The following is a 1,808-nucleotide window of genomic DNA, read 5'->3' on the forward strand; positions in this document are numbered from 1 at the left end:
GGGCGGTCGGGGCGAACGCACCCTGGCTGGGCTGGATGGCGCTCGGCTCGACACTGGCCTTCGGCCAACCCGACTGGTGGGCAACCCTGCTGGTGCTCGGCGGTCCCGCCCTGGCGGCGTGGACGGCGTTCGGCTTCCTGCGACCGGTCATCGGTCACGGCTGGTGGACACCGGTGCTGGCGGTCCTTTGGGGCCTGCAGCTGCCGCTGCTCGGCGCCACCGGCCGCGGCTCGCTCGACATCGCCGTTCTGGCGATCGTCCTGCCGTTGCTCGGCAGCGCGGTGCGCTGGTGGACCGAGGCGCCCAGCACCGGCGCCGAGAGCCTGCGCCCACCCGCGGCGATCGCCCTGCTGCTAGGCGTCCTCGTCGCCGGCATGCCGTGGGCCTGGCTGGTCGCGGTCGGGTTGGCGGCCTACCTGTTCTGGCACCGTCGCCACCTGACCGGCGCGCTGCTGGTGGCGCTCGGCCCGCTGGTACTGGTGGCTCCGTGGTTGCCGAGGCTCGTCGCCGATCCGGGCCGGCTGCTGGTCGGGGTCGATCCCGCGACCCGTACCGCCGGCACCGCCCCCAACGGCTTCGAGGTGCTCACCGGCGGCGCCCAGTTCCCGGCCACCCCGGTCCTGCTCGGGCTGCTGGGCGTCGGGTTGCTGGTGGTCGTCGGCGTGCTGGGCGGCATGCGGGCAACCGGTGTGCCGGATCGGGTCCGTTTCCCGCTGCTGGGCTGCGCGGTCGTCCTGCCGGTGCTGGCGGTGCTGGTCACCCGGTTGGTGGTCGACGTGGCGGGCGTCGGGGTGCGGCCCGACCCGACCGGTTGGCTGCTGATCGGGTTGTTCGCGCTGCTGGTGCTCGCCGGGGAGGGGATCGGCAAGCGTCCGGAACGAACAGTCGACGACAGTCCGCAAGACCTGGTCGAGCGGGCTGCGGTGATCCGGTCGCGGACGGTGCTTGGCGCGATCGCGGCAGTGGCGGCCGCTGCCGGCGCGGTGTGGTGGATATTCGGCGCAACGGCACCGCTCAGCCGACAGACCGAGGTGCTGCCCAGCTACGTCACCGGCGTCCAGCAGTCCGACCGTGCCACCCGAACCCTGATGGTCGACCTGTGGGCTGGCACCGCCCACTTCAACATCACCGCGGCGAGCTATCCGCAATGGGGTTCGGGGGAGGCCCCGCTCCTGTCGACCAGCGGGCAGGCCACCGACGACCTGTGGCAGGTCGCCCAGCAGTTCGCCCAGGGTCAGCCCTCCGACGACCTGGCGCAGCGCCTGGCCTCGCTTGGCATCGCCCACGTCTGGCTCCGGGGGGCGAGCACCGAGGCGGTGACCAACCTGTCGTCAGCGCCGCAACTGGGGATGGCGCCGGCCGACGAGCAAACCGTGGTGTTCACCGTGACCACGCAGCCCAGCCGGGCGATGTTGCGTGCTCCCGGCTCGATCTCCGACGAGCCGATCCTGGAGTCGAACCTGCCCGCGGTCGCTGACGGCATGATCGTGTTGAGCGAACCGGCGGATCCGGACTGGCACGCCGAGATCGACGGGGTAGCGCTGTCGGCGACCGACTCGGGCGACTGGCGGCAGGCCTGGTCGACCGATGGCCGGGGCGGCACGCTCGGCTACCGGCTGGACGCCGACGTCCTCGCCGTCGGCTGGCAGGCGGTGGCACTGCTGGTGCTGCTGGTGCTCCTCGCCCCAACCGCGCAACGCAGCGCCGGCCCGCGCCGGGCGCTGTCCACCCAGTCCGGACGCAACAGAGGGAGCCGCTGATGAAACCGCGCCGCGGCCTGCCAGACCCCGACACGCCCGAACCTGAAC

At 73.0% G+C, this 1,808-nt stretch carries 1 protein-coding gene; it reads left to right on the plus strand.

The features are described from left to right. Nucleotides 1-1,760 (plus strand): hypothetical protein (locus WBL05_RS06590; RefSeq protein WP_424224608.1); only part of this gene is annotated, 1,760 nt, incomplete at its 5' end. Nucleotides 1,761-1,808 lie beyond the last annotated feature (48 nt).

Origin of the sequence: Brooklawnia sp., from assembly GCF_049651565.1 — a bacterium.
In the GTDB taxonomy this organism is placed as follows: Bacteria; Actinomycetota; Actinomycetes; order Propionibacteriales; family Propionibacteriaceae; genus Brooklawnia.